We start from the raw sequence: 26,311 nt of genomic DNA, 5'->3' as shown, positions 1-26,311 counted from the left end.
AGACTCATGATGAAAATGAAAACGTTAGTGCGCAGTATACTGACTGGTTTTGTAACCTGTATGGTTACTGCAGTGTATGCTGAAGACATAGAGCTATACGTTAACTATAATGTGAAAACAAATGAAAAACCGCGTGTTTTACTTATTTTTGACACTTCTGGAAGTATGGCATTTTCTACTGCAACGGGTAAAAGTTGTGGCTACAGCAGCTACACGGGCTATGTTGTGTGCCCAGACAGTCGTCTTGGTGTAGCAAAAAGTGCGATTACAAGCTTAGTAGATAACAATGACGATATTGATTTCGGTTTGATGCGTTTTAATAGCACAAATGGCGGTTATGTATTAGCTGGAATAGGCTCGTCATCTTCATCCTTGAAGACAGCCATTTCTGTACTACCTGCTGACGGGGGGACACCTTTAACAGAGACGCTTTGGGAAGCCTATTTATACATTACGGGTCAAAGTTTGTATTACGGAGAAAAAGTTAATGAGGCTTGGCGAGACACGTCAGTAGAGACAAAAGTCAGAAGGGGGTCAAAGCGTAAACCAAAATACAGTTATACATATATCTCTCCATTTGATACCACAGAGGAAGCAAAACGCTGTGATAACTCTGTTAATGTTATTTATATGACAGATGGTGACCCCTCTTCAGGCTCAGATAATGAGCAAGATGGAGAAATCAGTGATCTCTATAAATCTTATTTCGGTAGCAATTTAAGCGGCTCTGATAAAATTGCGGGTGTTTATTTACACAAGCTTGCGCAGATTATTCATGGCACTGAAGATGTTAAAGTGGATTTGTTTCCTTCAACATCTGATATTCATGAAACAGGGCGGGTGTATACGATTGGCTTTGGTAGCGGTATGAGTAAGGATGGTAAACGCTTATTATCAGAAACCGCTGATTTAGGCGGTGGTCAGTATCTTCATGCTGACACTGCAGAACAATTATCAAAAGCTTTAAAAAATACGATAACACGCATACGCGAAGTAAATGATACTTTTACTTCACCTTCTATTGCGAATAATAATGTTGATCAAACACGCAGTCGTGAAGGTATTTATTATGCAATGTTTTACCCAGAAACCGGTGCTCGGTGGCGTGGAAATCTTAAAAAGTTGAAAGTGTCAGGCGATGAAATCGTTGATTTGGATGGAAAGCCGGCATTAAACGCTGATGGTTTGATTGCAAAAGGGGCAAAGACATTTTGGTTACCAGATAATACAGCACCAGACGGGAACATTGTTCAGGAAGGTGGTGCAAATCTTATGTTATCAAACCTATCATCGCGGACCATTTATACCGATGCCGGGAGCGCTGGGTTAGTTGATTTTACTAAGTCGACAGTTTCTACGGCACTAGGTGGCGACTTAGCGGCAGCGTTAAAGTTTAATTTAACTACAGCAACAAGTGTCAATTCGTTGACTCTTGGGCTCTTATCGACCGAGTTAGATAAAACGATCAAGTGGAGCCGAGGAATAGATGTGGATGATGAAGACGGTGATGGCAGTACCAGTGATCAACGACAAGATATTTTTGGTGATCCTCTGCACTCAAAACCTGTGACAATTGATTACGGTAATGATGATGTGCGCATTTTAATTGGCACCAATGCAGGTTACCTACACTTTTTTCAAGATAAAAATGATGTATTAAAAGAAAGCTGGGCTTTTATACCCAGTAGCTTATACAAAATTATTAAACCATTACGAGAGAATCAAGAAAAATCAAAGGTCTATGGTGTTGATGGACCTATTTCTGTGTTCTTTGATGATAAAAATGGTGATGGAGTTGTAAATGGCACTGATCGTGTTTGGGCGTTTTTTGGCTTAAGACGTGGCGGCAATAATTATTATGGACTGGATATTACAAACCCAGATTCACCTCGACTCATGTGGGGGGGACCGATTATTGGTGGAACGGGAGACTTTAAAGAACTTGCGCAATCATGGTCTAAACCTACGGTGACATACATTAACTTAAAAGGGTATGAAAATCGACCACTGCTTGTTTTTGGTGCAGGGTACGACACCAATAAAGACAATGTTCTGCGTACTGAAGACACAAAAGGGCGCGGTATTTATATTGTTGATGCACAGAGCGGCAAAAAAGTGTGGGCTTTAACGTCGAGTGAAAATGGCTTTGCAGGTAAACACAGTATTGCTTCTGATATTAGTGTTTTGGATTCTGATTATGACGGTTACACTGATCGATTATATGCATCCGACACAGGCGGTGATGTATGGCGTATTGATATGCCTTCAAATAGCCCAACGAGCACAGAAAGTCCTTGGACACACTTTAAACTTGCGAGTTTAGGCAGTGCACTTGCATCTCAAGATCGTCGTTTCTTTTATAAACCGATGGTTGCGAGAACAATGTTTAGTAAGGTCTCTGAAACAGACGTAAATGGTAAGTCGGTTAAAACACGTATTGATACCCCCTTTGATGCAGTATTACTAGGTAGTGGGAATCGCTCTAAACCAACGGGCACCACAACGAGTGATCAATTGTTTATGATCCGCGATATCAATACAGTGACGCGCTCATTCCAAAGCGATGAGATTCCAGCGGCGATCACCCAGGCTAATTTAATGAATATGGATGCTGACCCGTTTGGTAATGCACTTGATAGTGTAGATAAATTTACCGATTTAGAAGTTGAATTAGGTCAATACCATGGTTGGTATTATACCCTTCCAGTGGCTGGTGAAAAATCACTGGCAGCAAGTACGGTTATTGGAGGAGTCGCTTATTTCACCAGTTACGCACCCGCTTCTTCAACAGAAACAGCGAATCAGTGTTCATTAACGGGAGGCTCAGGGGGATTATATGCGTTCCACTTACACTACGGTACAAAAGTGTATGATAGTCTAAAATTTACGACCTCAAATGATGTACCTGATACACCTCAGCTTTATTTCGGTGTTGGTGATAGCTGTGTTGATAGTAATAACAATGGTTTTTGTGATGGAAGCCCGGATGCTGATAACCCAGATGAGATTAAGGATACAGACGAAAAAGTCAAAGAGATGAGTCAGTTCTTAACCATAGGACCAGGTCTTAAAGGCGAGCAAAACCCCTTTAAAGTGAAAGAAATACAAGGTCCGGGTTTAACGGTTAAAGATGGAAAAATACAACTGGTTAATGATGCAACTCCGATTGGTTTTGGTTTTAAAACACAGCAAACCTATATTTATAAGCGAGAAGTAAATGACAAGAGTAACTAATAAAGTAAAAGGGTTTACCTTAATCGAACTGATGATTACCGTGGCAATTTTAGGCATTATAGCCAGTATTGCGTTACCAAGTTACTTTGAGCATGTTAAACGCACTGCCAGAACAGAAGCCATTACTGCATTACTTGATGCTGCCAATAAGCAAGAGCAGTTCTTTGTCGATAACAGGCAGTATACAACAACTTTGGCTAACTTAGGGGTCAGTGCTACAACTGAGAATAATTTTTATAAAATTTCAGTTGTTGTCGATAACAGTGCCGGTACATTCGCGTTTACTGCCACACCTGCAGCAGGGCCCGTTTTACAAGATGGTGAATGTGCAACATTAACTATTTCAGATACAGGATTAAAAACCTCAACGGGCTCTGCGAGTGCGAGCACCTGCTGGGGTAAGTAATCCCTCATTGAATAATTGAAATATCAGGATTGGCATTTGTTGGTGTCTTTTAGCCGAGTACGCCCAATAGAGCTTATTGAAATAGCAAGCCCTTTAAGGCTTGCTATTTTGTATTCAGGGCAGTACACAAAGGTGCCATTATTAAATCCCACAGGCATGCCATCTGAACGAAATGTGATTGAATGGCGGGGGTAAGTTAGCATATCAAGTTTATCGACTGCTTCAAGTTCCCAAATAATAGTATCACCTTCATCAAGCACTCCAATATCGCCCCTGTCGACAAATACGGTGAGTGCTTTGTGCCAATGCTCTCGATTGCATTGATTTTCTTGTAGCCCACAAAAAGTAACGTATGTGCTGTGGGTTTTTGCGTTATGGCGGCTTACGCTTAATGCGCGTTTAACTAAGTGAGTGCGGTTTTCTAGGCGACTTTTAGCTAGATAAGGCTTATATTCAAACAGCGCAATATTCATAAGTATTGCGACTATTGATAGCACCACTAAGCTTTCAATGAGTGTTGCACCATTTCTATGGTGCAACGTGTTTAAGGTCTCCATCCGTGAAGACTCCAAATTGTGACAGTTTAATTAACTATAGCTGGACCTAAAATGGTGTCAAATTATGGGGCTTAATCACAGGTATTTGTTGTATCACCTAGGTATAAAGCAGTGCCAGATTTAAATACCTGCAATGCTTTGTTGTTATCATTTGCGCCAGAAGGGCAAAAAGTAAAGGTGCCTGGATCAGAGGTGATCATACCGCTAGTATCAAAGATAAGTGCGTTATTGCCACTGAAACTCAGTTTACTCGTTTTAGGGATTTCTTGGAGGACTCTCAAAGTGGTATCGCCATTAGCAGGGTTATAACTGCCATTCTGATCTGAATCAAAAAATACAAAGACCGTGCCTTGGTCCCAATCATTAGAGCAATTCATTTCTGTATTACTCTCAATATTAGCTGTTGCTCCACTACAGACTACAACAATTGCATCGCTACTGGTGGCTTTTGCCCGTGCAAAGCTAATACTGCGCTTTAATTCTTGTAAGTAGCTTTCGGCGCGGTCATTTTCTAGCAAATCAGAGCTATCCCACAGTGCTATGGCAGCCACAATGCCCACGATTGCAATGGTGACCATCAGTTCGAGGAGTGTAAAGCCCTTTTGTAATGATTTCATTGTTGTCTCTACTTTTAATACTTTATTTAATAATATCATGATTGTTGATTTTATCACCGTATTTCATAGCTTTGTTTGCTATAGAGAGCCGTATTGTCTAAAATCGAGGCAATCAAGAAATAATAAGTAGCCTTAAAATGAAAAAAATCGAAGCAATTATTAAACCATTCAAGCTTGATGATGTTCGAGAAGCATTATCAGAGGTAGGCATCACCGGGATGACGGTTAGTGAGGTTAAAGGTTTTGGCCGTCAAAAGGGGCACACAGAACTTTATCGCGGTGCTGAATACATGGTTGATTTTTTACCCAAGGTAAAACTAGATATTGTACTAAGTGATGAAGACGTAGATAGAGCCATTGATGTGATTGTTAAAACGTCACAAACGGGCAAAATTGGTGATGGTAAAATATTTGTCACAGATGTTGAGCGTGTTGTGCGTATTCGTACCGCAGAAGAAGATGAAGACGCAATTTAACGAAATAGCAGTCACACACACTGTAAAAAAGGCGCCAAATTTGGCGCCTTTTTAATGCTTATTCAGCGCTTAGGTTATTTACGCTTATTTGCTTCGCGCGTTTCTTTAGCATGCGCACTTAGCTCAGGTAAACCTAGCTTCTCGTAGCTTTTCTCCATGATCTCTAATGCTTGATCTAGATAACTGCTTTGCGAGTAGTGTTCAACGACATATTTACCTCGGTTTGCAGCGGCAAGATAAGCTTCACGCTCGTAATAGTACTCTGCTACTTTTAGTTCATAACGCGCCATTTTGTTAAGTAACCATACTAAACGTTTTTTCGCTTCTGGCGCATAAACGCTATTTGGGAAACGTTTCAGTAAGGTTGATAAATCGGTAAATGCAACCCGAGTGCGATTTGCATCTCTATCCGCACGGTCTACACCAAAGTATTCTTGGAATGCGTTTTTGTCTGCTTTGATATTAACCAAGCCACGCATGTAGTACATGTAATCTAAATCTTTGTGATTTGGGTTTAAACGAATGAAACGGTCAATTGTTGCGAGAGCTTGTTCAGTATTGCCTGCTTGATAATGTGCATACACGAGATCCATTTGTACTTGTTTTGATAGTGGACCAAATGGATAGCGTGAATCAATAGCGCTTAATAACTCAATAGCTCGTGCATAAAGGCCCGAATCTAACGTTTGTTTCGCATCTTCATATAAAGCTTGTGCAGATTTATTCGGAACGCGTTGAATATCTTCTTGATCAGGAGCAGATGAACAGGCTCCTAGGCCAAGTAATGAAACTGAAAAAACAATGGCGAACGCACGTTTCCCTATTTTATTTATCATTTTATTTATTACCTTCGATGTCTTCGGCTAGGCCAAGTGAGGAAAACCGAGTAAACTATACATACAATGCTAATTAAAGCGATTCTAACCCAGTCGAGCAAAGCTTGCACTGGTAAATTGGGTAAAGTTACTAATGTCAGAGCAAATTTCTCTCCAAGCCGAGGTTCCAATTGACCTTGGCGGTAAACGTCTAGACCAAGTATTGGCGCAATTGTTCCCTGATTATTCTCGTTCACGTATAAAAACGTGGATTTTGGATGATAAAATCACCGTGAATGGTGAAATATTAAACACCCCGCGTGAAAAATTACTCGGTGGTGAACTGGTCAGTGTTGAAACAACCATTGAAGCACCGCGCGAGTACGAGGCACAAAATATCAAATTAAACATCGTTTATGAAGACGATGATATATTAGTAATCAATAAACCGATGGGATTAGTGGTACACCCAGGGGCTGGTAATCCAGACGGTACAGTATTGAATGCCTTGCTTCATCATTACCCCGATATAATTAACGTGCCGCGTGCAGGTATCGTGCACCGTCTTGATAAAGACACCACAGGTTTAATGGTGGTAGCAAAAACAATTCCTGCGCAAACGCACTTAGTGTCTGCACTGCAAAAGCGTGAAAACTTCACACGTGAATATGAAGCAATTTGTAATGGCACTATGACGGCAGGCGGTATGATTGAAAAGCCAATTGGCCGCCATGCAACAAAACGTACTCACATGGCTGTTCATGAAATGGGCAAACCTGCGGTGACTCATTACCGTGTTGCTGAAAAGTTTCGTGCACACACACGCTTACGTTTACGCCTAGAAACTGGCCGTACTCACCAAATTCGTGTGCACATGGCGTATTTAAACCATCCACTGGTTGGTGATCAGTTATATGGCGGGCGCCCACGTCCACCGAAAGGCGCAACGCCAGAGCTATTTCAAATGCTGAGAGACTTTAAACGTCAGGCATTGCATGCGGTTAAATTGTCAATTGCGCACCCTATTACAGGTGAGTTAATGACATGGCAGGCACCTATTCCAGACGATATGGCCGCTATGACAGAAGCATTGCGAGCTGATACGAAAGCCAATCCAAATATTGAGTATTAAACACTATGATTACGCCAACATGGACTGCCCCTGACACTATTGGAGCCCTCAGTACAACTCGTGAAAACGGGGTATCTAAGGCGCCGTTTAATAGCTTTAATGTAGGGTTTCATGTTGGTGATGATGAGCAAGCTGTGCAGACAAATCGCACTGCTTTAACGAGGCAATTGCCAAGCCCTGCTGTGTGGTTAAATCAAGTACATAGTGCGGATGTGGTGGTGGTTGATGAACGCGTTGATATTCATTCAGTAAGTAGCGCAGATGCACTTTATACTCGCCTAAAGCAGCAACCGCTTGCCATCATGACGGCCGATTGTTTACCCGTGCTATTGTGTTCAACGTCAGGGGATGAAGTTGCTGCGGTTCATGGTGGGTGGCGCGGATTAGCGAAGGGAATTCTTGCCAACACACTGAGTAAGTTTAAGGCTGAGCCTGCTGACATCATTGCCTGGTTTGGTCCTGCTATCGGGGCTTTGCAGTTTGAAGTCGGGCAGGATGTTAAAGATTGTTTTTGCGATCAAAACCAGATTCATCAGCATGCGTTTACTGCCCAAGGTGAAAAATACTTAGCGGATATTTATTTACTTGCCAAGCAGCAACTCAGTCAGCTTGGTGTTGTGGGTATTTATGGCGCAGAGTATTGCACCTACTCACAGCCATCATTATTTTTTTCGTATCGACGAGATGGTCAAACAGGGCGAATGGCAAGCTTGATCTGGCGCAAATAATCGCACTTTTTAGTGATTAAATTTTCATCTCTTACTTGAACAAACTACATATCATACCCATTAATTAAGCAATTAGTTTTTTTAATAGGTAAACCTTCATGCGTTTAGATAGATTTACAAGTAAATTTCAATCTGCGCTTTCAGATGCGCAGTCATTAGCACTTGGGCGCGATCATCAATTTATTGAACCCGTGCACTTAATGTATTCATTACTTCAGCAAAGTGGCTCTAGTGTTCGTGCACTCCTTGCGCAAGCTGGCGTGAGTGCAGACGAGTTAAATACAAAATTATCACAAGAAATCGAAAAGCTTTTTAAAGTAGAAGGCGTTGGTGGCGACGTACAGCTATCGAATAATATGGTTTCGTTAATTAACTTATGTGATAAATATGCTCAAAAGCGTAAAGATAAATATATATCGAGTGAACTTTTTGTACTTGCTGCGTGCGATGATAAAGGCCCGCTAGGAGATATATTTAAAGCGCTCAATATTACTTCAACAAAAATTGAAGCGGCCATAGAGGCTATTCGTGGCGGTCAAAAAGTGGATGACCCGAATGCGGAAGAAACCCGTCAGGCATTAAAAAAATTCACCATCGACCTTACTGAGCGTGCCGAGCAAGGCAAGCTTGATCCTGTGATTGGCCGCGATGACGAAATACGCCGTACCATTCAGGTTTTACAACGTCGTACGAAGAACAACCCCGTGTTAATTGGTGAGCCAGGCGTGGGTAAAACAGCCATTGCTGAAGGCTTAGCACAACGTATTATTAATGGTGAGGTACCCGAAGGGCTCAAGAGCAAACGCGTGTTGTCGCTTGATTTAGGGGCATTAGTTGCGGGTGCTAAGTACCGTGGTGAGTTTGAAGAGCGTTTAAAATCAGTTTTAAATGAATTAGCCAAAGAAGAGGGCCAAGTAATCCTCTTTATTGATGAAATTCATACCATGGTTGGTGCAGGTAAAACTGATGGTGCGATGGATGCAGGGAACATGTTAAAACCCGCTCTTGCACGTGGTGAGCTTCACTGTGTGGGAGCCACAACGCTTGACGAGTATCGCCAATACATTGAAAAAGATGCAGCACTTGAACGTCGCTTTCAAAAGGTATTCGTAGCAGAGCCATCGGTAGAAGACACCATCGCGATTCTTCGTGGTTTAAAAGAGCGTTACGAGCTACATCACTCTGTTGATATTACCGATCCGGCAATTGTTGCAGCGGCGCAGCTATCGCACCGTTACATTAGCGATCGTCAGTTACCCGATAAAGCGATTGATTTGATTGATGAAGCGGGCTCGTCAATTCGTTTACAAATTGACTCTAAACCAGAGTCACTTGATAAACTTGAGCGTCGTATTATTCAGTTAAAACTCGAAGATAATGCACTTGCCAAAGAAAAAGATGAAGCAAGTCAAAAGCGTCGTACTGAAATGCAAGAGCTAATAGCTGAACTTGAAGTGCAGTATCGTGAGCTTGATGAAGTATGGAATGCCGAAAAAGCCTCTTTGCAAGGCACACAAGTGATTAAAGCGGAGCTTGAACAGGCTCGTTTAGACTTAGAAGTCGCGCGCCGAGCAAGTGATTTACAACGGATGTCTGAATTACAGTATGGCCGTATTCCTGAACTTGAACGCAAGTTAGATCTTGCATCGCAAGCAGAAATGCAAGAAATGAGCTTACTTAAAAACCAAGTTGGTGAAGATGAAATTGCAGAAATTTTATCGCGCTGGACAGGTATACCCGTCTCTAAAATGCTGCAAGGCGAGCGAGAAAAACTACTGCAAATGGAAGATCAACTTCATCACAAAGTTATTGGCCAAGATGAAGCCGTGGTTGCTGTAGCGAATGCGATTCGTCGGTCACGTGCAGGGCTTGCTGATCCAAACCGCCCAATAGGTTCTTTTTTATTCTTAGGCCCAACAGGGGTAGGTAAAACAGAGCTTACTAAAGCGCTTGCAAGTTTTATGTTTGACACTGAAGATGCCATGGTGCGTATTGATATGTCTGAGTTTATGGAGAAACACTCAGTAGCACGCTTAGTGGGAGCACCGCCGGGTTACGTTGGATATGAAGAAGGTGGCTATTTAACAGAAGCTGTTCGTCGTCGTCCATACTCTGTTATTTTGCTTGATGAAGTAGAAAAAGCGCACCCCGACGTGTTCAATATACTTTTACAAGTGCTTGATGATGGCCGTTTAACTGATGGACAAGGTCGTACCGTTGATTTTAAAAATACGGTGATCATTATGACCTCAAACTTAGGATCAGACATCATCCAAGAGCAAGCTGGTTCGAACGACTATGCAACGCTAAAAGAGAAAGTGATGGGCGTGTTGGTAAGCCAATTTAGACCCGAGTTTATAAACCGGATTGATGAAACAGTGGTATTCCATCCACTTGCGAATGATCATATTAAAGAAATTGCCGATATTCAGTTAAGTAAACTGCGTGAACGCTTAACCGAAAAAGGCTATCTTCTTGAGGTAACTGATGCTGCCCTTGACCGTATAGCACAAAGTGGTTTTGATCCTGTCTATGGTGCACGACCGTTAAAACGTGCAATTCAACACACCATAGAAAACCCGCTAGCGCAGCGCTTGCTTGGAGGTGAATACCTACCTGGTGCTATTATCCATATTGATGCAGATGAAAACGGGTTGGTTTTTTCAACCCGTTAATATCGGAAAATAAAGAAGCCGCATCAAATGATGCGGCTTTTGTGTTTGATTAAACAATTTTAATAAATCGCTTATTTAAGAAACACTAAACTTTAAACGTTAATAGCATATCGTTTACTTTGCGCGACCCCTCAACGAGGCCTGCGGCATCTTTAGCTACGTTATAACTGAGCTTTAAGTTCTCTTCGCTGTGTCCTTTAATACTTTCAACGTTTTCGCGTATATCTGCACTGACAACTTGTTGCTCTTCGGCTGCGGTAGAGATTTCGGTCGCCAGACCAGATATTTCATTTATCTGTGCGAATATACTCGCAAGCTCAGCTTGAGTATGTGCGGTTGTTTCAACACAACTATCAGCTTGTTGCTTAGTTGACTGCATTACTTTAGACCAACTAAATAATGTATCTTGAATTTCTTTAATTGAACTATGAATTTGCGCAGTGGCATTCTGTGTTCGTGAAGAAAGTGCACGCACTTCATCGGCAACGACAGCAAAACCTCGACCATGATCACCTGCACGGGCAGCTTCAATTGCGGCGTTTAAGGCAAGTAAGTTTGTTTGCTCAGCTATACCTTCAATTTCAGTCATCACTTGGCCGATTTTATCGGCTTCACTGGCTAATGAATTAGCGGTTGTTGCTGCTTGTTCAACTTGGTTAGCAAGGTCTGATACCATCGCGCTATTGTCTTCAATATGCAGTTTGATATCTGTACAGCTTTGGTATGTATCATTTACTTTTTCAGCTGTATGGTGCGTATTTGCTGATATTTCACCAATGGTTGCGCTCATTTGTGTCATTGCAGTCGCAATATCACCTAAACGCTGACCTTGTGCCGCTATACCCTGCTCAGTAAGCGATGACTGCGTATCTAAGTTTGTTGCGATATTCTTAAAGGAGTAGGTCGAGTCTTTAACGCGACCCAGCACTGTTCGTAATTTTGCAAATAGCATCTGCTGATTATATTGCGCAATACTAAATGGGTGTGCACCGCAATACACATAGCGTGACACAGAATCAAACTCTGCACGCTGTGATTTAAGTGCTGAAGGAGTCACTATTAACTCATCATAATTAAGCGCAGCAAGCAGTAAAATAATGGCAAGTGTCGCTAATACAGTCATCAACGATGTGGTAAAACCAAGAGCAATAACCCCCGCAAGAATAATAATCAAAGACACTATTTGTCTTAGAGACACATTTTCGCGAAACGAGGCGATTGATTTGCCATCATTAATCTTTTGATACAAAGCCGTAGCGCGTGTTTTCAAGTGTTCAGAGGGTTTTGTACGCACTGATTGATAGCCGACTAATTGTCCATGTTCGTAAATGGGTGTGACAAAGGCATCAACCCAATAATAACGTCCATCTTTACAGCGGTTTTTTACCATGCCTCGCCAAGAGTGGCCTTGTTTAAGCTTTTCCCACATTTCTTTAAATGCGGCTTTAGGCATATCAGGGTGGCGCACTATGTTATGGTTTTTACCTAATAGCTCATCTTCGGTATAGCCAGCTATGTTACAAAATTCTGTGTTTACGTAGGTAATTACCCCACGTAAATCGGTTGTCGAGACAAGCTCCTGCTGTTCAGAGTATGTCACTTCTTGATTAATGATTTCTTGCCCACGACGCATATGAGTCCTTGAAATATACTTTGTTACGGTGTGCGGATTATAATCTCAGAAAAATGTAAGGGAAGAGGGGACAAGCTGATTACTGCTAAAGTTTTAGAAATTTTATTCATCCCTTGATCTAAAGCAATAACTTGTCTGATAAATTATGCTTAAACTAACCCTTTTGTATTGCATGAAATGAATGTCAGAAATAATCGGTCTTGCTGATGGGGGTGATGAAGCAATTTAGCATCAATGAAGTGCCCTCAAACCAATTGTATAATAGTATTCACAATGGCAAGATGAGCTATGAGTGACGGAGCATAAAATCAAACAACTATTTACTCTTGAGTATTTATTTTTTGCCCCCATACACTTAGGATTAAAGCCACGCGGCTCGAGGAAGCATTTTTGATAAAACATAATTTAAATAAAACGCTAGAAGCGTTAACAGCACATTTTCCACACGCAATAAATGGGATTAAACGTGGCATCGAGCGAGAAGCATTAAGGATTAAACCAAATGGTGTTATCTCAAAACAGGGTCATCCACAAGGAGTGGGAAGCGCTTTAACCAATGACCATATCACCACTGATTTTTCTGAGTCTTTATTAGAATTCATTACGCCTGTTAGCACATCGGCTGAGCAAACATTAGCGCAGCTTAAAGATTTGCAAAAGTTTACCTTGTCACAGATGGATGATGAGCTGCTATGGCCTATCAGCATGCCATGCTTTATTGATAATCAAGATGACATTGTGCTGGCTCAGTTTGGTGACTCAAACATAGGGCGCATGAAAACGTTGTACCGAGAAGGGTTAAAGAATCGGTATGGCAGCATGATGCAAGCTATTGCTGGTGTGCATTTTAATATCTCTTTTCCTGATGAGTTATGGCAGAGCTTGCACGCGTTGAGTGCCAGTGAGCAACCACTTAGCACCTTTATTTCAGATGGTTATCTGGGGCTTATTCGAAACTTTAAGCGTGAGCTTTGGTTAATAAGTTACTTATTTGGTGCGTCACCTGCATTATGTAGCTCATTTTTACAAGGGCGAAAAACTGATCTGCCATTTAAAAAGTTGGGCAAAGGCACATTGTACCTTGAGGTTGGCACCGCACTGCGATTAGGTAATTTAGGTTACACAAACAGCGCTCAATCATCGTTGCGAGTGATGTATAACTCGCTTGAGGAATACGTAGCAGGTTTGAAAGCTGCCATTCATACGCCTTCTGATATTTACGGTCATATTGACGACTATACCCGTGCTGAACCAAAGCAGCTTAATAAAAATATCTTACAGATAGAAAATGAGTTTTACTCGCCAATTCGACCAAAACGTAATGCTACATCAGGCGAAACACCGACAGATGCCTTATTACGAGGGGGCATTGAGTACATAGAAGTGCGTGCACTTGATGTAAATCCATTCAGTGAAACTGGGATCGATTTACAGCAAATCCGTTTCCTCGATGTCTTTTTAACGTATTGTCTTTTAAGCGAATCTCCAACAATGGATTGGCAAGAGCAACAGTTAAGCACACAGAACCTTGATGCGGTAGTTAATGAAGGGCGTAACCCTGAATTACAATTAACAAAACAAGGTGAAGCAGTTAGCTTGGTTGATTGGGCATCGACTATTTTTGAGAGTCTAATCCCTGTTGCGCGTTATATGGACAGTGCGTATGGCGTAAGTTACTACAGCGAAACAATTCATGAGCTGTCGAGTTGGATAACTGAGTCAAGTAAAACGTTTTCAGGGCGTTATGTTGCAACACTTGCAAAAGAAAACCAAGATAACGGCCAGTTTGCTTTAGCACTTGCACAGCAATATAAAGAAAATCATTTAGCCGCGGATTATCAGTATTACGATCCGGCTTTTTTAAGGGAACAAGCCGTCAATTCGATTGCAAAAGAGCGTGAAGTAAAAGCAGCAGATACGCTATCTTTTACGGCCTTTTTAGATGATTACTTTGCTAAAGCTTAGCGGCTTTTAGGCATAAAAAAACGCAGCCTAGGTTGGCTGCGTCAAAGATTCTTCAGGGATGAAACAATGCTATACTGCTGCATTCATAAAGTCAGACTGACTCAATAAGAAAAAGTTCAGCGAGATATTAAAAAAAATGAAAAAAAATTTAATTATTTTATCGCTGGTCGCTTCTATGGCGGGTTGTGCCACGGCTCCACCAGAGCAACCGCATGATATTTGTAAGATTTTCGAAGAAAAACCTGATTGGTATTATGATGCACGTGATGCACAAGAAAAGTGGGGCTCGCCAAAACATGTGCTGATGAGCATGATGTATCAAGAAAGTTCATTCCGTCATGATGCCGCTCCACCGATGGAATACTTTTTATGGATTATTCCTATCGGCCGAGCAAGCTCTGCCTATGGTTACTCGCAAGCAAAAACACCTACGTGGTCAGACTATATTCGTGAAACCGGCAACAGTGGCGCTGACAGAGATGACTTTGATGATGCCATCGATTTTATGGCTTGGTTTGTTTATAAAACACATAAAGTGAATGGTGTATCAAAGTGGGATGCTTACGCACAATACCTAAATTACCATGAAGGGTGGGGCGGGTATAAGCGCGGTACCTACAAAAGCAAAAAGTGGTTAATGAGTGTAGCTAATAAAGTAAAACACCGTGCGAGCCGATATGGTGCTCAGCTTAAACAGTGTGAAGATGAGCTTGATAAAAACTGGTTTGAGCGCTTATTTGGCTAAACACGTACAAAGATAAAAAAGCCCGTAACTACGGGCTTTTTTATTGCATTCAATTGCACTATAACATTAAAGAGTACCCATTCTGTTACTGTTAGGTACACTTGTGCATGTGATTACTTGCCAGGAAACTGGTGAATATGCACATCGCGCTGCGGGAATGGGATAGTGATATCTGCTGCATCGAAAGCAATTTTCACTTTTTCATAGAGGCCAAAATACACAGGCCAATAGTTATCAGAATCAACCCATGCCCAAACGAGCATACCAATGTGGCTGTCACCATGTTGACTAACATGCACAACAGGTTTCTTCGCTTCTTGGTCTTTAAGCACTAATTCGTAGTCATTAAGGACACTCAGTAGTACTTCACGGGCTTTATGAACGTCATCGCCATAGCTAATACCAAATTCAATGTCGACACGGCGAGTGGCTTCCGCAAACTTATTCTTCACGCAGCCGTTTGACAGGGCCCCATTCGGAATGATTATTTTTTCATTATCGTAGGTAAGCAAAATAGTGACGAAAATCTGAATTTCAACGACTTTCCCCATGTAACCTTGTGCTTCAATAACATCGCCCACTTTAAAAGGTTTAAAGAATAAGATCAGCACACCACCTGCAAAATTAGCCAGACTGCCTTGCAATGCCATACCCACAGCTAAACCTGCAGCACCGAGCATTGCGATGAATGAGGTGGTTTCTATGCCAATCATTGAGGCGACAGAAATAAGTAATAGTATCTTCAGAATGACAGAAATAAACGACACTAGAAAGTGTGTCAGGCCTGCTTCAAACTTTACTTTATACATTGATTTTTCGGTCATCTTGGCAATTCTGCCAATTAGCCACCAACCAATAACAAGCACCAAAATCGCTAAAATAAACTTTGGTCCATACGTCATGAGTAGCTCAATTGCTTGGTTATATACTTTTTCGATCGATATTTCGTCCATTTTTGCTCCATGTAACGAGACGTTAAAATATGCAAGCCATAGTAGACGAATTAGCTGCTTAATGTGTGTTTATAGGTATGAAATAGGAAACTTCGGGGTAGAATTATGAAATAAGCTATAAAAAAAGGAGTAGCAAGCTACTCCTTATCTGTTATTCAGTTCGTTTACTGGGAATAACTTTCACCAGTTTTACCATATTCTCTTTCACTTCCAATACTTCTATTGGGTAGCCTGCTATTCGTAGGCTTAAATTCGAATCTGGGATATCTTCAAGGTATTCAACAATTAAGCCACTCAAGGTTTTAGGGCCATCGATAGGTAATTCCCACCCCATCTCTTTATTTAGATCACGGATGTTTGCACCACCATCAACAAGCACTGTGCCATCATCTTGAGTTGTCACTTCTTCACTTGGAGTACGTGTTTGCGTTGTGGTGAAATCACCTACCACTTCTTCAAGAATGTCTTCAAGAGTTACAAGGCCTTGAATATCACCGTATTCATCAACCACTAAACCAATTCGTTCTTTTGATTGTTGGAATTTCAAAAGCTGTGTGTTCAGCGAGGTACCTTCAGGGATAAAGTAAATCTCGCGGACCGCACGCAGTAATGATGGTTTATCAAACTGCTCTTTCGTCAATAGACGAAGTGCATCACGTGAGTGAATAAAACCAACCGCATCATCAATTTGGTCGCGATAAAGTAATACGCGAGTATGCTGTGCATGTGTTAGTTGGCGACTGATTAGTTTCCAATCGTCATTAATATCAATGGCGACAATTTCGTTGCGTGGGATCATGATGTCTTCGACGGTCACTTGCTCTAAATCTAAGATAGACGTCAGCATGCTTTGGTGACGTGCAGGCAATAAGGCACCCGATTCATTAACCACGGTTTTTAATTCTTCTTTACTTAAGCTGTGCTCTTCGATTTGCGCGGTCGTAATACCAAATAAACGTAACATACCATTGGTCAGCCAGTTTACCATTACAACGAACGGGAAGAGTATTTTAAGCAAGCCTTTAAGCACGATAGAGCTAGGAAACGCGACTTTTTCAGGGTAGAGAGCCGCGAGCGTTTTTGGTGTAACTTCAGCAAAAATTAACACCACTAAAGTCAGAGCACCTGTCGCAATAGCCAAGCCAACATCACCGTATAAGCGAATACCAATAATCGTCGCAACCTGTGCTGCAGCGATATTAACTAGGTTGTTACCAATCAAGATCAGACCAATAAGTCTGTCTGGGCGACTTAAGAGTTTACTGACGCGTTTCGCTGCGCGATGGTTTTCTTTCGCAAGATGGCGTAAACGAATACGGTTAATTGACATAATTCCGGTTTCAGAACCCGAAAAATAAGCAGAAATAAGTATCAATAATCCCAATACGATAAACAGGGTACTAGTCGATATGTCGTCCAACGATGGATCCTTTTTTTATAAACCAATGCATATTAAGCTAGAGAGAGCTTGCTGAGTCAAGTTAAAACTTATTTAGTATCACTTCTTGAATGAAACGGCTGCCAAAATAAGCAAGTGATAGGATAAATGCAGCTATCATGATCGAAAATACCACGGGTTTTCCTCGCCAACCTTGGCGTAAGTGACCAACCGTAACAACCGTGAAAATAAGCCACGCAATCAATGATAAAACCGTTTTATGGATAAACTCACTGGCAAACATACCGTCTAAGAATATAAAACCAGACAGAAGTGCGAAGGTGAGTAAAATAGTGCCTAAAGTTAATAGTTGGTAGAGCTGACGCTCGACCACCATTAGCGGGGGTAAATGGCTGTGCACAATGGCCAAATCTTTACGCTTTAAGCGTTTATCAATAAAGTAAAATTGTATAGCGTATAAAGTCGCGATAATAAGTACGCAATAAGCTAGCAAAGATAGCGAGATATGTGTCACCAAGCCTAGTTCTACATCAATGGTATGAATAATCACATGATGCGGTATAAATAGGCTAGCAAGCGTTAAAATAGCTGCAAAGCCATAAACAACAGGCAATAGCAACGTTGCAGGAAACTTAAGCGACACCGCCGTGACAGACACCACAATGACCCAGCAGGTTAAAAGTGCCACATTAACAATGCTTAAATCTTGGCCGTCTGCTCGAAAAACAGAATTCACCAGTAATAACATATGTGCAAGGATTGCTACGGTGCTTAAAATCACCGTGAGCTTTTGGCTTGGGCCTTGTTTGTGAAAAAGGCGTGAAAGCACATGCGACGTTGCTAACACATAAAACAAACTAGCAATAATAGTTAAACTAATAATCATCGTGTTTTGGCCACTTAATTTATATCAATAAATCCTTGTCTCATTGATGCCATTGTATTTTATAGCAAGGCAAAAGCATAGAGTTTGTAAAAAGAAACTCAAACAGCGCACTTGAACACTGTATTGTCGACCACCATTTACGGTATACTGCTAGGAATTGAAATTTAATATTGCCTGTATTGCAACTTAAATTGTGTTTTTTGCGCGCTTTACAGGTGAAACACGTTTTATCGGAACCTTTACATGTTTGAGAATCTCCAAGAACGCTTAGGTAAAACCTTAAAAAATATCAGTGGCCGCGGACGCTTAACTGAAGACAATATTAAAGATACATTACGTGAAGTCCGCATGGCATTTTTGGAAGCGGATGTTGCGTTACCCGTTGTTCGTGATTTTGTTAAGCAAGTTAAAGAACGCGCAGTTGGCGTTGAAGTAACTAAAAGCTTAAGCCCGGGCCAAGTGTTCATTAAAATCGTTCGTGAAGAGCTTGAAAAAGCCATGGGCGAAGCAAATGAAGAGCTAAGCCTGAATGCGCAGCCGCCAGCAGTTGTGATGATGGCGGGTTTACAAGGTGCCGGTAAAACGACCAGTGTGGGTAAACTTGCTAAGTTCTTAAAAGAACGCAAAAAGAAATCTGTGCTTGTGGTGAGTGCTGACGTATATCGTCCTGCGGCAATCAAACAGCTTGAAACCCTAGCTACTGAAGTAGGGGTTGAGTTTTTCCCAAGTGATATTTCGCAAAAGCCTGTTGATATTGCCAGTAATGCGATTGCCCACGCGAAGAAAAAGTTTATTGACGTTGTTTTAGTTGATACAGCGGGCCGTTTGCACGTTGACAGCGACATGATGGATGAAATCAAGGCACTACACAGTGCGATTAATCCTATTGAGACCTTATTTGTTGTTGACGCAATGACAGGTCAAGATGCTGCAAATACAGCAAAAGCGTTTGATGAAGCATTACCACTCAGTGGTGTGATTCTAACGAAAACTGATGGTGATGCCCGTGGTGGTGCTGCTTTATCTATTCGCCATATCACCGGTAAGCCGATTAAGTTCATGGGTGTGGGTGAGCGCACCGATGCTCTTGAACCATTCCATCCTGACCGTATAGCGTCGCGTATTCTAGGCATGGGTGATGTACTTTCATTGATCGAAGAAGTCGAAATGAAAGTCGACAAGGAGAAAGCCGCCAAAGTTGCTGAAAAAGTATTTAAAGGCGATGGCTTTACACTTGATGATTTTGCTGAGCAGCTGCGCCAAATGAAAAACATGGGCGGTATGATGTCGATGCTTGATAAATTGCCAGGTATGCAAAATTTACCCGATGCAGTAAAAGGGCAAATGGGTGATAAAACATTTGTGCAAATGGAGGCGATTATTAACTCAATGACGCCAAAAGAACGCGCCCGTCCTGAAATCATTAAAGGCTCACGTAAAAAACGTATTGCAGCGGGTTCTGGTACTCAAGTACAAGAAATCAATAAATTGCTTAAGCAATTTACGCAGATGCAAAAGATGATGAAGAAAATGAAAGGTAAAGGCGGCATGATGAAAATGATGCGCGGCATGAAAGGGATGTTACCACCAGGTATGATGGGTGGCGGACCTAAGTTTTAATTTTCAAAAAGTCCGTTACGTATAAAAAAGGAGCAAATAGCTCCTTTTTTAATGGATAAATTATGCCGAATTTAGGCGCAGATGTAAGATCTAACGCACAGATCAGTGTTTAATCAACTAAACTTACATTTTGCATCACTTCTTACTTGCAATGTTGCAAAAAACTCGTACAATTCCCCAGCTCCCCGTACTGGGGAGTAAATCTTATTAATGAAAACAGTCAATCTATTTAGAGGACGGTATGGTAACTATTCGTTTGCAACGTGGTGGCGCTAAAAAACGCCCTTTCTATCAAATTGTGGTTGCGGATAGCCGTTTCTCGCGTGACGGTCGCTTCATCGAGAAAGTAGGTTTCTTTAACCCAATCGCTTCTGGTCAGGAAGAAAAAGTACGTTTAGATTTATCTCGTGTTGAACACTGGGTAGGTCAAGGCGCATCTCTTTCAGATCGCGTAGCTAAATTAGTTAAAGACGCTCGTAAAGCGGCTTAATAGGCGTAAGTGTAACCATGAGTCAAGAGAACACCTCGATAATTGTTGTAGGAAAGCTCGGCGCCCCCTATGGTATAAAGGGCTGGCTTAAGGTGCATTCATTTACTGATGATCCCGAAGGGATCTTCGATTTCAGCCCATGGTTGATAGGGCAACAAGGTAAATGGCAGACCTTAGAGGTGGTCGACTGGCGTCGCCACAACAAAGGCTTTATCGCTAAAGTTGCGCAAGTAAACGATCGAGACCAAGCAATGGCTTTCACCAATGTTGAAATCTCTGTTGACGCGGCGCAACTACCAGAATTACCGCAAGGTGAATTCTATTGGCGAGATCTCATTGGCATGTCTGTTGTAACCGATAAGGGTTACGACTTAGGCACGGTTGATGACCTAATGGAGACAGGTTCAAATGATGTTTTGGTTGTGAAAGCAAACAAAAAAGATGCATTTGGCCAAGCTGAGCGTTTAATTCCTTTTTTAACAGACTCTGTTATTAAAGAAGTTAAACACGAAGCAAGAGAAATTACCGTAGACTGGGACCCAGGGTTTTAATGTCACAAACGAGTTCGTTATGGGTAGGGGTGATAAGCCTTTTCCCGGACATGTTTGATGCTATTACCACTCAAGGGGTAACAGGTCGCGCAGTTAAAAATGGTTTAATTGACTTTAACTGCTGGAATCCACGTGACTACGCTACTGATAAGCATAGAACCGTGGATGATCGTCCTTATGGGGGCGGTCCCGGCATGTTGATGATGGTTGAACCATTGAAACAAGCCATCCTTGACGCTAAAAAAGCGGCAGGCGATGGTGCAAAAGTAATTTATATGTCCCCGCAAGGGCGCAAATTAGATCAGCAAGGTGCGGCTGAATTAGCCAACTCCGATAAACTGATTTTGATTGCCGGTCGCTATGAAGGTATAGATGAGCGAATCATAGAGTCATATGTTGACGAAGAATGGTCAATAGGTGATTTTATTCTGAGTGGTGGTGAACTACCCGCTATGACATTAATTGACGCTGTTGCGCGATTAGTGCCTGGTGTACTAGGTCACAATCAGTCAGCAGAGCAAGATTCATTTTCGGATGGATTGCTTGATTGTCCTCACTATACACGGCCAGAAACATTGGATGATAAACAGGTGCCTGCTGTATTGCTCAGCGGAAACCACCAAGAAATTGCTAAATGGCGCTTAAAGCAGTCATTAGGTAGAACTTGGTTACGTCGTCCTGACTTGTTGCATAACCTAGCTCTGACTGAGGAGCAAGCGGTACTTCTTGCAGAATTCAAGCAAGAGTACCAACAAGCTTGTGGCTAGAAGACAGTTACACCTAGGAAAGTGAGAAATATAATGGCAAAAGTAAACCAAAATATTATTAAAGCGCTTGAAGAAGAGCAGCTTAAAACAGACGTACCAGCATTCGGCGCTGGTGATACAGTAGTTGTACAGGTACGTGTAAAAGAAGGTAACAAAGAGCGTCTACAGGCCTTTGAAGGTGTTGTAATCGCTAAGCGTAATCGTGGTCTTCACTCAGCTTTCACAGTTCGTAAAATCTCGAGCGGTGAAGGTGTTGAGCGTGTATTCCAAACGCACAGCCCTCTTATCGACAGCGTAACAGTTAAGCGTCGCGGTGCAGTTCGCCGTGCGAAGCTTTACTATCTACGTGAGCGTTCTGGTAAATCTGCACGTATTAGAGAAAAACTTAACTAATACGCGCTGTTTATCAACGCAAAAAAACGGGTTGCAGCCTTCGGGTTGCAACCCGTTTTGGTTTTTAGGGAACAATTTTTCTATTGTATTAATTCGCTTAATAAAGTGAGCAGTTTTGAAGCGATAAAACGTCGTTAATAACAAGGAAAAAATGTCGTTATTTAGTCATTATCGGCAATAGCTCCTGCATTGCTCTACCTCCTGCATCCATGCAGTCGTAAATCAGACATTTTTAACGCAGGTAGCGACAGGTTTAATCCCTCAAAATGATGAAGCATTATTGTGGATTGAAATTAGCTGGCTTCTTCTTATTTTACTTTTCACACCTCTTTCAATAATTCCCGTACAGCAATATTTGAACTGGCGTATTTCCCCTGCGTGATTAGCCCCAAGGACTTTGTACTTTGCTGCTTATGCTGGTACTATATTTCGTATTAAAAGGTTTACTTTTTTGTATATTTTAGTTTACGTTTTGGGTTTGAGGTGTGGTAACAGTGGATAAGCTAGCAGAATTAAGAGCAGGGATCGATGAATGTGACGCGCAATTAGTCGCGTTATTAGCAAAGCGTAATGGTATTACAGAACAAATAGGGGCTATTAAGCAGCAAACAGGGGCGCCATTACATGCGCCTGACCGTGAAGCCGATTTGCTGGCAGCTCGTCGCCAAGAGGCAATGAGTCAAGGCGTTAACCCTGAGCTTGTTGAAGATATCCTGCGTCGTATGATGCGAGAAGCGTATCAAAATCAGCAAGGGAGCTTGGCCTGTTCTGCTCCTCAGCTATCTCCGATTGTCATTGTGGGTGGTCAAGGGGCTATGGGGCAATTATTTGCCCAACAATTTATTCGTTCTGGGTATGAAGTCCGTATTTTAGATAAACAACAGCAGGCTGATAGTGAAGCTATTTTAGCAGGCGCAAAGTTGGTGTTAGTGAGTGTGCCAATCAATGCGTTAGAACAGGTAGTAGCAGCATTACCAACGCTTGATGATGAGTGTTTATTGGTTGATATAACCTCGGTGAAGCAAAAGCCATTAAAAGCATTAATGGCAGCTCATTCAGGCCCTGTTGTTGGCTTACACCCAATGTTTGGCCCCGATATATCTCATTGGGTAAAGCAGACTGTTGTGGTATGTGAAGGGCGTAATCATGAAGTTGCGCAAGGATTATTGGCACAATTACAAGTGTGGGGCTGTCAGGTAGTGGAAATGGATGCTAAAAAGCATGATGAAGCAATGCAAATTATCCAGGTCATGCGCCACTTAACGACTTTTGTTTATGGTCAGTTTTTAGCAAAACAAAGTCATACACTCGCAGAACTGAGAAGTTGTTCATCACCCATTTATCAGCTAGAACTCATGATGGTTGGTCGTTTATTTGCGCAATCGCCAGAGCTTTACTCTGATATTATGCTTGCGCAATTTGATGATGTCGAAGCCTTATTGGCTAACTACCAAGATACGTTTGCGCAAACATTAGAAAAATTAAAAGCGGGTGATAAAGCCGCTCTTATAGATGCCTTTGCAGAAGCTAAAGCGTATTTTTCAGATGCAACGGCACATTTCTTGACACAAAGTCGTAGCTTATTGAATAAAGCGAATGATGCTAAAGTGCTTGATTAACACTGTCGCTTAAGTAAAAGCGAGCACATTGTTTGCTGCTCGCTATACACTGCTTATTAGTGACCGCCTAATGAGCCAGGTAATCCACCCGAATGGTGTTGAATAAGTCCCCATTGATAGAGTAATTCAGTCATATCAGACAAACTAAATAACGTCATACTTAAACCTACTACAGTCAATACGATTGTATAGGGCAGTGCCATAAAGACCATTCGTCCGTAAGAAAGCCTGAGCACGGGGGCAAGTGTCGAGGTGAGTAAAAATAAAAATGCAGCTTGACCATTTGGTGTCGCCACACTAGGCAAGTTAGTCCCTGTATTAATTGCAACGGCTAACAAATCAAATTGATCACGACTGATTTGCCCCGCCTCTAACGCGGCAGCGACCTCATTAATATAAACTGTACCAACAAAAACATTATCGCTCACCATAGAAAGCAATCCATTCGCAATAAAGAACATCACCAATTGTAACTGCCCTTCAAATGTCAGCACCCAACTGATAACCGGCGTAAACAAATGTTGGTCGATTATTACTGCAACAATTGAAAAGAATACACACAGCAGAGCGGTAAAGGGGAGTGCTTCTTCAAATGCTTTTCCTAACTGGTGCTCTTCAATGATCCCTGCACTGGCAGTGGCAAAAATAATCACCGATAAACCAATTAACCCGACGGTTGCTAAGTGTAAAGCAAGTCCAATGATGAGCCACACCGCTATTACTGCTTGAATAGCCAAATTGACTTTGTCACGCGTTGTTCGTTTTTTCTCAAGCTTTTTAGCATGCTCAGATAATATGGTGTGAATAGGAACTGGCAATTTAGCACCGTAACCAAATGTCTTCGTTTTTTCGAGTAGAATAGTTGTCGCTACACCTGCAATCATTACAGGCAAGGTGATGGGGAGCATGCGAAAGAAAAACTCTCCGAAAAACCAGCCAGCACGTTCTGCAATAATTAAATTTTGCGGTTCACCAACCATGGTGCATACGCCCCCTAATGCAGTACCGATTGAAGCATGCATCAACAAATTGCGTAAAAATGCCCGAAATTCTTCCAATTCTTGACGATTGACAGGACGCACTTGATTATCGTCGTTTATATCATGTTCACTGCTGGAGTCTTTCCCCGATGCAACTTTGTGGTAAATGCTGTAAAAACCCATTGCAACGGCAATAACAACCGCCATGACAGTCAGGGCATCAAGAAATGCAGATAAGAATGCAGCAGCAAGTGTAAAAGACAGCGACAGCACTGTTTTACTGCGAACTGAGACAACTAACTTAGTGAAAATATACAGTAACAGATCTTTCATAAAGTAAATGCCCGCAACCATAAAGATCAACAGTAAGATGACATCCACATTTTGAACTATTTCATGTTCAACCTGACCCGCTGAAGTCATTCCAATAAACATCGCTTCTATCGCCAGAAGTCCACCGGGTTGAAGCGGGTAGCATTTTAATGCCATAGCAAGGGTAAAAATAAACTCTAGCACCAGCACCCAGCCAGCAATATAAGGGTTTAATTGAAATAAAATCGGATTTAACAATAAAAAAGCAAGAATGGTGTATTTATACCATTGTGGCGAATTCCCTAAAAAGTTTTTAAAGATTGCCGGCAGAACTCGTTGCTGCATTGCAGTACCTTATTAGATGGGATGATAACGCTAATAAGTTAATTCACTTAGCGTTAACAGTAAATATGCTGTTAGTGTAATTTTAGTATAGCTAAAGTACGATAACGATTGTTAATTATTAACTTAAGTGTGGTTTATTAATACTAGGCTAATTATTTCGTTATTATATTTAGATTTTTATGTACACTGGATGGACTTTACTTGTTAGTTACAGAGCATCTGGTACAATCAGTGGGTTGATCGCTTTGTGCGATAGAAGTATGTGCTAACTCAAGTGGAAATTGAATGAGAATTTTTAAAGCGAAAAGTCCAGCAGGTTTTGCTGAAGAATACATTGTTGAATCTATTTGGAATGGTGACTTTCCGCCTGGCTCAATTCTTCCAGCAGAACGAGAGTTGTCAGAGTTAATAGGTGTTACACGTACCACTTTGCGCGAAGTGCTACAGCGTTTGGCGCGTGATGGCTGGTTAACGATTCAACATGGTAAACCAACTCGCGTTAATAATTTCTGGGAAACCTCAGGTCTTAACATTCTAGAGACGTTAGCACGACTAGATGAAGACAAAATGCCAGAGCTTACCGATCAACTTCTATCGGCTCGCACTAACATTAGTGCCATTTACACTCGTGCTGCAATAAAATTAGCTCCTGAACGCGTGATCGAAATTTTATCGCAAAGTGAGCAGCTTGAAGACAGCGCGCAAGCATTTGCAGACTACGATTACAAAGTACATCATGAACTTGCTGTCGCAGGTAACAACAGAATCTATGTACTTATCTTAAATGGCTTTAAAGGTTTTTACTCAAAAATCGGTTGCCATTACTTCTCTGATTCGCGTACACGTGAGCTTGCTCGCCAATTTTATAAAGATTTAACCTCGCTTGCTGAGCGTCATGAACACGACGGGGCTATTTCGCTTATGCGTAAATACGGCCATCAAACGGGTGAAATCTGGCAGCAGATCCGTGGTGATATGCCAGAAGATATCATGGACTAACAGCCCTTAGTTAT

The 26,311-nt window shown here is 41.7% G+C and carries 23 protein-coding genes; 15 read left to right on the top strand and 8 right to left on the bottom strand.

Going from position 1 to position 26,311, the window contains the following annotated elements; all coding sequences use genetic code 11:
• Positions 1-9: 9 nt before the first annotated feature.
• Together BWD47_RS07490 and BWD47_RS07485 are read left to right on the top strand one after the other, a co-directional pair.
• Entirely contained in the window at positions 10-3,234 is a 3,225-nt protein-coding gene (locus BWD47_RS07490; protein WP_075593729.1) for a pilus assembly protein, read from the top strand.
• On the top strand, positions 3,218-3,640 hold the full coding sequence (locus BWD47_RS07485; RefSeq protein ID WP_036967068.1) for a type IV pilin protein: 423 nt from the start codon (positions 3,218-3,220) through the stop codon (positions 3,638-3,640). Before BWD47_RS07490 ends, BWD47_RS07485 begins: the two co-directional genes overlap by 17 nt.
• Before the next feature lie 23 nt (positions 3,641-3,663).
• Here BWD47_RS07485 and BWD47_RS07480 read toward each other — a convergent pair whose 3' ends face one another.
• Together BWD47_RS07480 and BWD47_RS07475 are read right to left on the bottom strand one after the other, a co-directional pair.
• Entirely contained in the window at positions 3,664-4,197 is a 534-nt protein-coding gene (locus BWD47_RS07480; RefSeq protein WP_036967071.1) for a GspH/FimT family pseudopilin, read from the bottom strand.
• A 71-nt stretch (positions 4,198-4,268) separates the two neighbouring features.
• On the bottom strand, positions 4,269-4,814 hold the full coding sequence (locus BWD47_RS07475; RefSeq protein ID WP_036969138.1) for a GspH/FimT family pseudopilin: 546 nt from the start codon (positions 4,812-4,814) through the stop codon (positions 4,269-4,271).
• A 137-nt stretch (positions 4,815-4,951) separates the two neighbouring features.
• Between BWD47_RS07475 and glnB the strand changes: the two genes are divergently transcribed.
• Entirely contained in the window at positions 4,952-5,290 is a 339-nt protein-coding gene (glnB, locus tag BWD47_RS07470) for a nitrogen regulatory protein P-II (RefSeq protein WP_036967074.1), read from the top strand.
• A gap of 74 nt (positions 5,291-5,364) precedes the next feature.
• Here glnB and BWD47_RS07465 read toward each other — a convergent pair whose 3' ends face one another.
• Positions 5,365-6,126, bottom strand: a complete 762-nt coding sequence (locus BWD47_RS07465) for an outer membrane protein assembly factor BamD (RefSeq protein ID WP_036967077.1) — start codon at positions 6,124-6,126, stop codon at positions 5,365-5,367.
• Between the two features lie 133 nt (positions 6,127-6,259).
• Between BWD47_RS07465 and rluD the strand changes: the two genes are divergently transcribed.
• The 3 genes from rluD (at position 6,260) to clpB (ending at position 10,640) form a co-directional block, all read left to right on the top strand.
• A complete protein-coding gene (gene rluD, locus BWD47_RS07460; protein ID WP_036967080.1) occupies positions 6,260-7,237 on the top strand; it encodes a 23S rRNA pseudouridine(1911/1915/1917) synthase RluD in 978 nt (325 codons plus the stop codon).
• Between the two features lie 5 nt (positions 7,238-7,242).
• Positions 7,243-7,965, top strand: a complete 723-nt coding sequence (gene pgeF, locus BWD47_RS07455) for a peptidoglycan editing factor PgeF (protein WP_075593728.1) — start codon at positions 7,243-7,245, stop codon at positions 7,963-7,965.
• A gap of 98 nt (positions 7,966-8,063) precedes the next feature.
• Complete coding sequence (gene clpB, locus BWD47_RS07450; protein WP_075593727.1) at positions 8,064-10,640, top strand: ATP-dependent chaperone ClpB; 2,577 nt, start codon at positions 8,064-8,066, stop codon at positions 10,638-10,640.
• Positions 10,641-10,725: 85 nt separating this feature from the next.
• Here clpB and BWD47_RS07445 read toward each other — a convergent pair whose 3' ends face one another.
• Positions 10,726-12,273, bottom strand: a complete 1,548-nt coding sequence (locus BWD47_RS07445) for a PAS domain-containing methyl-accepting chemotaxis protein (RefSeq protein WP_075593726.1) — start codon at positions 12,271-12,273, stop codon at positions 10,726-10,728.
• A 390-nt stretch (positions 12,274-12,663) separates the two neighbouring features.
• Between BWD47_RS07445 and gshA the strand changes: the two genes are divergently transcribed.
• Together gshA and BWD47_RS07435 are read left to right on the top strand one after the other, a co-directional pair.
• Positions 12,664-14,238: a glutamate--cysteine ligase gene (gene gshA, locus BWD47_RS07440; RefSeq protein WP_075593725.1), complete on the top strand. Its 1,575-nt coding sequence runs from the start codon at positions 12,664-12,666 to the stop codon at positions 14,236-14,238.
• Positions 14,239-14,374: 136 nt separating this feature from the next.
• Complete coding sequence (locus tag BWD47_RS07435; RefSeq protein WP_036967095.1) at positions 14,375-14,983, top strand: transglycosylase SLT domain-containing protein; 609 nt, start codon at positions 14,375-14,377, stop codon at positions 14,981-14,983.
• Positions 14,984-15,096: 113 nt separating this feature from the next.
• Here BWD47_RS07435 and BWD47_RS07430 read toward each other — a convergent pair whose 3' ends face one another.
• The 3 genes from BWD47_RS07430 to BWD47_RS07420 form a co-directional block, all read right to left on the bottom strand.
• Positions 15,097-15,936 carry a mechanosensitive ion channel family protein gene (locus BWD47_RS07430; RefSeq protein WP_065978556.1) on the bottom strand — a complete coding sequence of 280 codons (840 nt, stop codon included), beginning with the start codon at positions 15,934-15,936 and terminating at the stop codon, positions 15,097-15,099.
• A 151-nt stretch (positions 15,937-16,087) separates the two neighbouring features.
• Positions 16,088-17,356 (bottom strand): HlyC/CorC family transporter, encoded by a 1,269-nt coding sequence (locus tag BWD47_RS07425; RefSeq protein ID WP_141687232.1) that lies wholly within the window; start codon positions 17,354-17,356, stop codon positions 16,088-16,090.
• A gap of 61 nt (positions 17,357-17,417) precedes the next feature.
• The gene (locus BWD47_RS07420; protein WP_065978555.1) at positions 17,418-18,221 is read right to left on the bottom strand and encodes an inner membrane protein YpjD; all 804 of its coding nucleotides are present in this window, start codon (positions 18,219-18,221) and stop codon (positions 17,418-17,420) included.
• Positions 18,222-18,464: 243 nt separating this feature from the next.
• Between BWD47_RS07420 and ffh the strand changes: the two genes are divergently transcribed.
• The 6 genes from ffh to tyrA all read left to right on the top strand — a co-directional run bounded on the left by ffh (position 18,465) and on the right by tyrA (position 23,661).
• Positions 18,465-19,841 (top strand): signal recognition particle protein, encoded by a 1,377-nt coding sequence (ffh, locus tag BWD47_RS07415; protein WP_036967108.1) that lies wholly within the window; start codon positions 18,465-18,467, stop codon positions 19,839-19,841.
• A 241-nt stretch (positions 19,842-20,082) separates the two neighbouring features.
• Positions 20,083-20,331 carry a 30S ribosomal protein S16 gene (rpsP, locus tag BWD47_RS07410; RefSeq protein WP_036967110.1) on the top strand — a complete coding sequence of 83 codons (249 nt, stop codon included), beginning with the start codon at positions 20,083-20,085 and terminating at the stop codon, positions 20,329-20,331.
• A gap of 17 nt (positions 20,332-20,348) precedes the next feature.
• On the top strand, positions 20,349-20,882 hold the full coding sequence (gene rimM, locus BWD47_RS07405; RefSeq protein WP_036967112.1) for a ribosome maturation factor RimM: 534 nt from the start codon (positions 20,349-20,351) through the stop codon (positions 20,880-20,882).
• Complete coding sequence (trmD, locus tag BWD47_RS07400; protein ID WP_075593724.1) at positions 20,882-21,649, top strand: tRNA (guanosine(37)-N1)-methyltransferase TrmD; 768 nt, start codon at positions 20,882-20,884, stop codon at positions 21,647-21,649. Before rimM ends, trmD begins: the two co-directional genes overlap by 1 nt.
• Positions 21,650-21,682: 33 nt before the next feature.
• On the top strand, positions 21,683-22,042 hold the full coding sequence (rplS, locus tag BWD47_RS07395) for a 50S ribosomal protein L19 (protein WP_004587324.1): 360 nt from the start codon (positions 21,683-21,685) through the stop codon (positions 22,040-22,042).
• A gap of 494 nt (positions 22,043-22,536) precedes the next feature.
• The gene (gene tyrA, locus BWD47_RS07390) at positions 22,537-23,661 is read left to right on the top strand and encodes a bifunctional chorismate mutase/prephenate dehydrogenase (RefSeq protein ID WP_036967115.1); all 1,125 of its coding nucleotides are present in this window, start codon (positions 22,537-22,539) and stop codon (positions 23,659-23,661) included.
• Positions 23,662-23,717: 56 nt separating this feature from the next.
• On the opposite strand, the gene nhaB is transcribed toward tyrA, so the two are convergent.
• Positions 23,718-25,298, bottom strand: coding sequence for a sodium/proton antiporter NhaB (gene nhaB, locus BWD47_RS07385; protein WP_036967117.1), 1,581 nt, complete (start codon positions 25,296-25,298; stop codon positions 23,718-23,720).
• 285 nt (positions 25,299-25,583) lie between these two features.
• Here nhaB and fadR point away from each other — a divergent pair, with 285 nt between their 5' ends.
• Entirely contained in the window at positions 25,584-26,297 is a 714-nt protein-coding gene (fadR, locus tag BWD47_RS07380) for a fatty acid metabolism transcriptional regulator FadR (protein WP_036967119.1), read from the top strand.
• Positions 26,298-26,311 lie beyond the last annotated feature (14 nt).

Source organism: Pseudoalteromonas sp. PAB 2.2 (assembly GCF_001938575.1).
GTDB lineage: Bacteria > Pseudomonadota > Gammaproteobacteria > Enterobacterales > Alteromonadaceae > Pseudoalteromonas > Pseudoalteromonas lipolytica.
This window is presented reverse-complemented; position numbering and strand designations above follow the sequence as displayed.

Bases quoted from the DNA above. Each gene is read 5' to 3' on its own strand.
- BWD47_RS07490 (WP_075593729.1), top strand. From the start codon at position 10: ATGAAAATGAAAACGTTAGTGCGCAGTATACTGACTGGTTTTGTAACC.
- BWD47_RS07485 (WP_036967068.1), top strand. From the start codon at position 3,218: ATGACAAGAGTAACTAATAAAGTAAAAGGGTTTACCTTAATCGAACTG.
- BWD47_RS07480 (WP_036967071.1), bottom strand. From the start codon at position 4,197: ATGGAGACCTTAAACACGTTGCACCATAGAAATGGTGCAACACTCATT.
- BWD47_RS07475 (WP_036969138.1), bottom strand. From the start codon at position 4,814: ATGAAATCATTACAAAAGGGCTTTACACTCCTCGAACTGATGGTCACC.
- glnB (WP_036967074.1), top strand. From the start codon at position 4,952: ATGAAAAAAATCGAAGCAATTATTAAACCATTCAAGCTTGATGATGTT.
- BWD47_RS07465 (WP_036967077.1), bottom strand. From the start codon at position 6,126: ATGATAAATAAAATAGGGAAACGTGCGTTCGCCATTGTTTTTTCAGTT.
- rluD (WP_036967080.1), top strand. From the start codon at position 6,260: ATGTCAGAGCAAATTTCTCTCCAAGCCGAGGTTCCAATTGACCTTGGC.
- pgeF (WP_075593728.1), top strand. From the start codon at position 7,243: ATGATTACGCCAACATGGACTGCCCCTGACACTATTGGAGCCCTCAGT.
- clpB (WP_075593727.1), top strand. From the start codon at position 8,064: ATGCGTTTAGATAGATTTACAAGTAAATTTCAATCTGCGCTTTCAGAT.
- BWD47_RS07445 (WP_075593726.1), bottom strand. From the start codon at position 12,273: ATGCGTCGTGGGCAAGAAATCATTAATCAAGAAGTGACATACTCTGAA.
- BWD47_RS07435 (WP_036967095.1), top strand. From the start codon at position 14,375: ATGAAAAAAAATTTAATTATTTTATCGCTGGTCGCTTCTATGGCGGGT.
- BWD47_RS07430 (WP_065978556.1), bottom strand. From the start codon at position 15,936: ATGGACGAAATATCGATCGAAAAAGTATATAACCAAGCAATTGAGCTA.
- BWD47_RS07420 (WP_065978555.1), bottom strand. From the start codon at position 18,221: ATGATTATTAGTTTAACTATTATTGCTAGTTTGTTTTATGTGTTAGCA.
- ffh (WP_036967108.1), top strand. From the start codon at position 18,465: ATGTTTGAGAATCTCCAAGAACGCTTAGGTAAAACCTTAAAAAATATC.
- rpsP (WP_036967110.1), top strand. From the start codon at position 20,083: ATGGTAACTATTCGTTTGCAACGTGGTGGCGCTAAAAAACGCCCTTTC.
- rimM (WP_036967112.1), top strand. From the start codon at position 20,349: ATGAGTCAAGAGAACACCTCGATAATTGTTGTAGGAAAGCTCGGCGCC.
- trmD (WP_075593724.1), top strand. From the start codon at position 20,882: ATGTCACAAACGAGTTCGTTATGGGTAGGGGTGATAAGCCTTTTCCCG.
- rplS (WP_004587324.1), top strand. From the start codon at position 21,683: ATGGCAAAAGTAAACCAAAATATTATTAAAGCGCTTGAAGAAGAGCAG.
- nhaB (WP_036967117.1), bottom strand. From the start codon at position 25,298: ATGCAGCAACGAGTTCTGCCGGCAATCTTTAAAAACTTTTTAGGGAAT.
- fadR (WP_036967119.1), top strand. From the start codon at position 25,584: ATGAGAATTTTTAAAGCGAAAAGTCCAGCAGGTTTTGCTGAAGAATAC.